The organism is Mesorhizobium sp. M1399, assembly GCF_040317735.1.
Classification (GTDB): domain Bacteria; phylum Pseudomonadota; class Alphaproteobacteria; order Rhizobiales; family Rhizobiaceae; genus Mesorhizobium.
The window spans coordinates 1-6,283 of the sequence record NZ_JAMYKZ010000045.1 but is presented as its reverse complement, the minus strand read 5'-3'; the positions used below and the strand labels follow the sequence as shown (position 1 = coordinate 6,283).

The following is a 6,283-nucleotide window of genomic DNA, read 5'->3' as shown; positions in this document are numbered from 1 at the left end:
GCTCACCGTCGATCGTGAGCGAGAGATGGCGCTTTTCGCGCTGAAAAAGCCGCACCCCGAGTTGGTGTTCGAGCAGCCGCAGCTGCTGGCTAACCGCCGAAGGTGTCACCTGCAATTCCTGAGCGGCCTTTGCCACGCCGCCGAGCCGCGCGACTGCCTCGAAATGCGTCATCGAATTGAACTTGATGTCTGACATCGTCCTCGTCAGTTAAGCTCAGCTACACAGAATGTTAAGAAACGAGAATTGAGCCGAATGTCAATCGGGCGCATCATCCTATGGTCTCGGGAGGAGATACAGGATGGAGCCGAGTTCAACCCAAAGCTTGGGTAGTGCCGGCAATGTGCCGGCAGTTGGACAGGTATTGACCAGGAAGCCCCTGATCGAGGCTTCCAATGTCAAGAAGAACTACGGCGCAACACGGGTCCTTCGGGGCGTGAATTTTCAGGTCCGGCCTGGCGAAATCCACGCGCTCCTGGGCGGCAACGGCGCCGGCAAAAGCACCCTGATCCGCATCATCACCGGGCTGATCTCACGCGATGCCGGCGATATTAGCTTCGCCTCGTCGAAGGCCGGCCACACCAGGCCGATCATCGCGGTGGTGCATCAGGAGCTGGCGCTATTGCCCGAGCTGTCGGTCGCGGAAAATATCGGCATTGTGCATGCGAGGTCGGGCTGGTCGCAGATCAGCCGTCGCCGCATGCGCGAAACCGCGCTCGGAGCGCTCCGGCTGATTGACCCAGCGATCGGCGAAGAGATTATCGATCGGCCGGCACGCAAATTGTCCCTCCACGAAGGCCAGATCGTCCAGATCGCTCGTGCCCTTTCCACCGGAGCCGAAGTGCTGCTTCTCGACGAGCCCACGGCCAATCTCACTGCCGGCGAGACTGCCAAACTCTTCTCGGTGCTGAAGCGGTTGGTGCACGAGGAAGGCATCGGCATCGTCTTTGTTTCTCACCGTATGCGGGAAATCCGCGCGCTCTGCGATGTCTGCACGATCTTGCGCGATGCCGTCACGATCGCGAATGCCACGCCGCTTGCATCGCTCAGCGACGCCGAAATCGTCCAGCAGATGGGCCAACACGCGCAGCGTCCGGCAAGGCACCGCAACCCGCAAAAACACCTCCGACAGGGCATACCAGTCGAACTCCTCGGCCCCGGCGACGTCAGGATAGCGATTTCGTCCGGCACCATCCTGGGACTGGCCGGCGCGCCCGCAGGCCCGACCGGCCTCATTGCTCCCCTGGTGGGCGCCGGACCCGGGGCTGGCTGGCGCCTTTCCGGCGAGGGTTTTGCGGACCGCTTCTCGTCTCCAGCGGCAGCGGCGCGGGCCGGTATCGGCTTTGTTTCGGGCGACCGCGCAACCAAGGGGATCCTTTCGCAGCTGCCCATCGTCGATAACGTGCTTGCAGCACGCAGGGTTCGCGAAAGACGGCGGATCGTGGCCGCAGCCGAGCGGCAGGAATGTCACGATCTCGTTTCAGCGCTGAAGTTGAAAGCCAGCTCGATCTGGGACCTGCCGGCCTCGTTGTCCGGCGGCAACCAGCAGAAGCTTCTCGTCGCACGCTGGCTTGGGCTGCCGCTCCGGATGGTGGTGCTGGAAGAGCCGACGCGTGGCGTCGACATCGGCACCAAGCATGACATTTACGGTTTGATCCGGGAGATGGCCGACGCTGGCGCGATCATCATCTGGTGGTCGACCGAGAACGTCGAACTGCTCGAGCTTTGCGACGCCATTTTCGCCTTTGACACTGATGGGCAACCGAAGGGATTCCTGCCTGAAGAGCACTACACCGAAGACGGGCTCGCCGAACTGACGGGGATGGCGGGATGACCGACGCGAGCAACGGCACCACGACCACCGACAAACTCCGGACCACCAACTCGCGCGTCCCAGCAGTTCTTTTGTGCTACCGAACGGAAGGCGCGATTGCCGCCGCAATCGTCGTCCTGCTGCTGGCCGTCGGCATGTTCGTGCCCGCTGCACTCAGCATGGGCAATTTGCAAAACATCATCCAGGCCGCCGCGCCCCTCATCATCATGTCACTCGGTGTTTTGCTGGTCGTCATTACCGGCGGAATTGATCTTTCGGTCGGTTCAGTCTTTTCCCTGACCGGAATGGTGACCGCGCTGGCGATGGCCAATGGCGCTGACGGACTGACCGCGAGTGCTGCCGGCCTGGCGGTCGGCTTTGTGTTCGGCTCAATCAATGGCCTTCTGGTCACGGTCGTCGGGCTCGCGCCTTTCGTCGTCACGCTCATCACCTACGCGGTGGCGGGCAGCCTTGCCTTCATCGTCACGAATGGTCGTTCGATGCCGATCGGCGCGCCGGATTTCTGGCTCCTGAATTCGGGCGAGATTATCCCGGGCGTCCCCAACCATCTTCTGTTCTGCATCATACTGATGATCGCGCTGGAATACGTCCTGCGCAAGGTCGTGCTCGGACGCTGGTTCTTTGCCGTCGGCTCGTCGGCAATTGCTGCCCGGCTGCTCGGCATTCCGGTTCTGCGCATCAAGTTTGCTGCCTATGTCGCTTCGGGCCTGCTCGCCTCTTTCGCCGGGCTGTTGACCGTAAGCTACATCCTTAACGCCGAAGCCACTGCCGGCGCCAGCCTGATGCTGCAGGCAATCGCCGCCGTCGTCATTGGAGGGGCCAGCCTATTTGGCGGAACTGGGAGCGCGATCGGCGCCATGCTGGGCGCTCTGATGATCACCTGCATCCAGAACGGCGTGAACCTCATTGGCGTGAACAGCTTCTGGCAAGGCTCCGTCACCGGCGCCGCAATCCTGCTCGCGGTTCTGATCGACCGCTTCAGCAACAAGAATCGCATCTAGATCATCAATGGGAGGAACCAAGATGAAGTTTAAGACCATACTACTTGCAGCGTTGGCGGCGGCTACCTTGTCCAGCGCATCATACGCTGAAGACAAGAAAACCGTCGCCTACATCGCCCCGTCGCTGGACATCTCCTACTGGCAATGGGTCGGGTACGGCGTGAAGGAGAAGGCCAACGAGCTTGGCATGGACTATGTCGAGTACACGTCGGAGAATTCGCCCGCCAAGCAGATGGACAATGCCAGGACTGCCGTGACCAAAGGCGTCGCGGCCATCGTGATCGGCCCCGTCAGCTCGACCTCGACACCGCCGCTGCTCGACTATCTGGCGAAGCAGAAAGTGCCGATCGCCTTCGCCGGCATCGGGCCGCAACCGGGCCTCACCAACTATACGTCCTCGGTCACCGCCAACAACTATGAGACCGGCAAGGCGCAGGGGAAATTCACCTGCGAGCTCGCCAAGGAGCGTGGCGGCAACAAGGTCGGTATGCTGTCCTTGCCGCAGGATCGGGAGAATGCGCAGAAGTACCTCAAGGGCGCTAAGGAGGCGTTCGCGGCCGCAGGGTGTGACCTCGTCCAGATGCTGGAGACGCGGGGCCTGACGATCAACGAAGCCGTCACCCAGGCAAATGACCTCTTGACCGCCAATCCCGATGTCAAGGCCATCTACGGAATGTATGACGAAGCCGGCAGCGGCGCCGCCAAGGTGGTCGAAACGCGCGGCTCGGCCGGCAAGATCGGCATCACCGTAGCCGACGGCTCGCCGACCACGATCGCGCTGCTCAAGAAAGGAGCGCTCCAGGGCATCTTCTTCCAGGAGGCAGTGGGCCAAGGCATCGACGGAACCCAACAGGTCTACAACGCACTGACGGGCGCGCCGGTGACCCAGGATCTGGCCTTGGTCATGCCTCTTGTTACGGCCGACAAGGTTGACAGTCCCGAGGCCAAGAAGGTCATCGCCCGCGTCTTTCCCCCGAGCAACTGACCGCCACCCAATGGATCCGCCGGCTTGGCCGGCGGGTCCAGACCTCAAGCAAGGAATCCCGACCGTGGCCGAGCTGCCGTTCATCGATCCGCACCATCATTTGTGGGATATGGAGGCCAATTATTATCCGTGGCTGACCGACGGGGTTAAGCCGTCAGCCTTCGGTGACTACGAGGCGATCCGAAAAAGTTACCTTCTCGAGGACTATCTTGAGGACGGCAAGAACCAGAACCTCGTAAAATCGGTGCACCTGGATGTGGGGTTCGATCCCAGCGATCCGGTTGGGGAGACGCGCTGGCTGCAGGAGATCGCCGACAAGCGGGGGTTTCCCCACGGCATCGTCGGCTATGCCGACCTGTCCCAACCCGATGTTGGCGAGCTCCTCGACCGCCACATGGAACATCAGAACTTCCGCGGCATTCGGCAGTCGATGAACTACCATCCCGACGCCGCTAAGACATATCAGGCGCGGCCGGAGGTGAGCCGGACACCCGAATGGCGGCGTGGTTTCCGGGAGCTGGCGAAGCGACGGCTGAGCTTCGACCTGCAGCTCTACTATCCCCAGATGGGCGAGTTCCTCGAACTCGCGCGCGACTTTCCCGACGTCCAGATCATTCTCAATCACACCGGCATGCAGGTCGACGGCGCCGAGCATTTTGGCGCCTGGAAAAAAGGCATGCACCAGTTGGCGCAAGCGCCGAACGTCGCCTGCAAAATCTCGGGCCTCGGCATGGGCGACTGGACTTGGACCACGGCCTCGATTCGTCCTTATGTCGAGGAGGCGATCGCAGCCTTCGGCGTCGGCCGCTCGATGTTCGCGACGAACTTCCCCGTCGACAAGCTGTTCTCGAGCTTCGACGCCATTTTGAACGCCTTCAAGGAAATTACGATCGCCTACCCGCACGAGGAGCGGCTCGCGCTGTTCCATGACAACGCTGCCCGGTTCTACCGACTTTAGATCACCGGCAACCAGAAATAGCAGGAGAGTTCGACATGTTGCTGAAGGGCAAGGCCGTGGTGATTTCAGGGGCCGCGAGCCCTCGGGGGATAGGCCGCTCCACGGCAACGCTGATGGCGGAGCAAGGCGCGCGCATTGCTATTCTTGACCTCGATGAGCAACAGGCCCGTGACGCCGCCGAGTCGCTTGGGCCCGAGCACATTGGCCTCGCCTGTAACGTCGCCGACCTCGATGCGTGCAAGAGGGCTGCTGCCGAGGTGGCCGAAGCCTTCGGCAAGGTCGACGTGCTGTGCAACATTGCCGGGATCACGCAGCCCGCAAAGACACTGGATATCGGCGCGGCTGACTGGGACCGCATCCTCGATGTCAACCTACGCGGCGTGCTCCATCTCAGCCAGGCATTCATCCCGAACATGCGCGAAAATGGCGGCGGCTCGATCATCTGCATGTCGTCGGTTTCGGCCCAGCGCGGCGGCGGCATCTTCGGTGGCCCGCACTATTCGGCTGCCAAGGCGGGTGTTCTGGGGCTTGCCAAGGCCATGGCGCGCGAATTCGGGCCCGACCGCATCCGCGTCAACTGTGTCACACCGGGCCTGATCCAGACCGACATCACCGGCGGCAAACTGACCGACGCCATGCGCGCCGACATCATCAAGGGAATCCCGCTCAGCCGGCTGGGCGACGCACGCGACGTCGCCGGCGCCTATCTCTTTCTGGCGTCCGATCTGGCCAGCTACATCACCGGCGCCGTGATCGACGTCAACGGTGGGATGCTGATCCATGGCTGAGAGGACACCGGATCTTGAGATGCCTCGCGCTGGCAGCAATGTCAGCCTGGCCGAACGAGCCTATCGTATCCGCCGACATGCCGTCCGGATGGGTCAAGTCCAGGGCCAAGGTTATGTTGGACAGGCGCTGGGTATCGCCGACGTGCTTGCCGTCGCCTATTTCCATGCGCTTCACTACCGGCCGGACGACACGCTGTGGGAGGGACGCGACCGCTTCCTGCTGTCGATCGGACACTACGCCATCGCGCTCTACGCGGCGCTGATCGAAGCGGGCGTGCTACCGGAGGAAGAGCTCGAGACCTATGGCAGCGACGATAGCCGCATGCCGATGTCCGGCATGGCGGCATACACGCCCGGCATGGAGATCACCGGCGGCTCGCTCGGTCACGGCCTTGGCATCGCTGTCGGTATGTGCATGGGGCTGAGGCGCAAGCAGAGCGACAGTTTCGTCTATAACCTCCTGTCCGACGGCGAACTCGGCGAGGGTTCGACCTGGGAAGCCGCGATGTCGGCCGCCCACCACAAGCTCGACAATCTCATTGCCATTGTCGACTTCAACAATCAGCAGGCCGATGGTCCGTCGACGGCCATGCTCTCCTCCGAACCTGTGACCGAGAAGTTCGAGGCGTTCGGCTGGCATGCGCAGCGCGTCGACGGCAACGACATCGAGGCGGTCCGCAAGGCCTTCGACATGGCGCGCGGCCTGAAGGAACCTCGTC

The 6,283-nt window shown here is 62.2% G+C and carries 7 protein-coding genes; 6 read left to right on the top strand and 1 reads right to left on the bottom strand.

The features are described from left to right. A partial coding sequence (locus NKH05_RS32450) for a LysR family transcriptional regulator (protein ID WP_353027052.1) occupies positions 1 to 196 on the bottom strand: 196 nt, incomplete at its 3' end. Positions 197 to 362: 166 nt separating this feature from the next. Here NKH05_RS32450 and NKH05_RS32445 point away from each other — a divergent pair. The 6 genes from NKH05_RS32445 to NKH05_RS32420 form a co-directional block, all read left to right on the top strand. Beyond that, entirely contained in the window at positions 363 to 1,832 is a 1,470-nt protein-coding gene (locus NKH05_RS32445; protein WP_353017721.1) for an ATP-binding cassette domain-containing protein, read from the top strand. Next, positions 1,829 to 2,833 (top strand): ABC transporter permease, encoded by a 1,005-nt coding sequence (locus NKH05_RS32440; protein ID WP_353017723.1) that lies wholly within the window; start codon positions 1,829 to 1,831, stop codon positions 2,831 to 2,833. The genes NKH05_RS32445 and NKH05_RS32440 overlap by 4 nt, the downstream gene beginning before the upstream one ends. A gap of 22 nt (positions 2,834 to 2,855) precedes the next feature. After that, positions 2,856 to 3,818, top strand: a complete 963-nt coding sequence (locus tag NKH05_RS32435; RefSeq protein WP_353017725.1) for a substrate-binding domain-containing protein — start codon at positions 2,856 to 2,858, stop codon at positions 3,816 to 3,818. A 64-nt stretch (positions 3,819 to 3,882) separates the two neighbouring features. Beyond that, the gene (locus tag NKH05_RS32430) at positions 3,883 to 4,776 is read left to right on the top strand and encodes an amidohydrolase family protein (RefSeq protein ID WP_353017727.1); all 894 of its coding nucleotides are present in this window, start codon (positions 3,883 to 3,885) and stop codon (positions 4,774 to 4,776) included. Between the two features lie 35 nt (positions 4,777 to 4,811). Then, positions 4,812 to 5,564 (top strand): SDR family NAD(P)-dependent oxidoreductase, encoded by a 753-nt coding sequence (locus tag NKH05_RS32425; protein WP_352920487.1) that lies wholly within the window; start codon positions 4,812 to 4,814, stop codon positions 5,562 to 5,564. A gap of 19 nt (positions 5,565 to 5,583) precedes the next feature. Next, on the top strand, positions 5,584 to 6,283 hold a 700-nt coding region (locus NKH05_RS32420; RefSeq protein WP_502913300.1), incomplete at its 3' end, for a transketolase.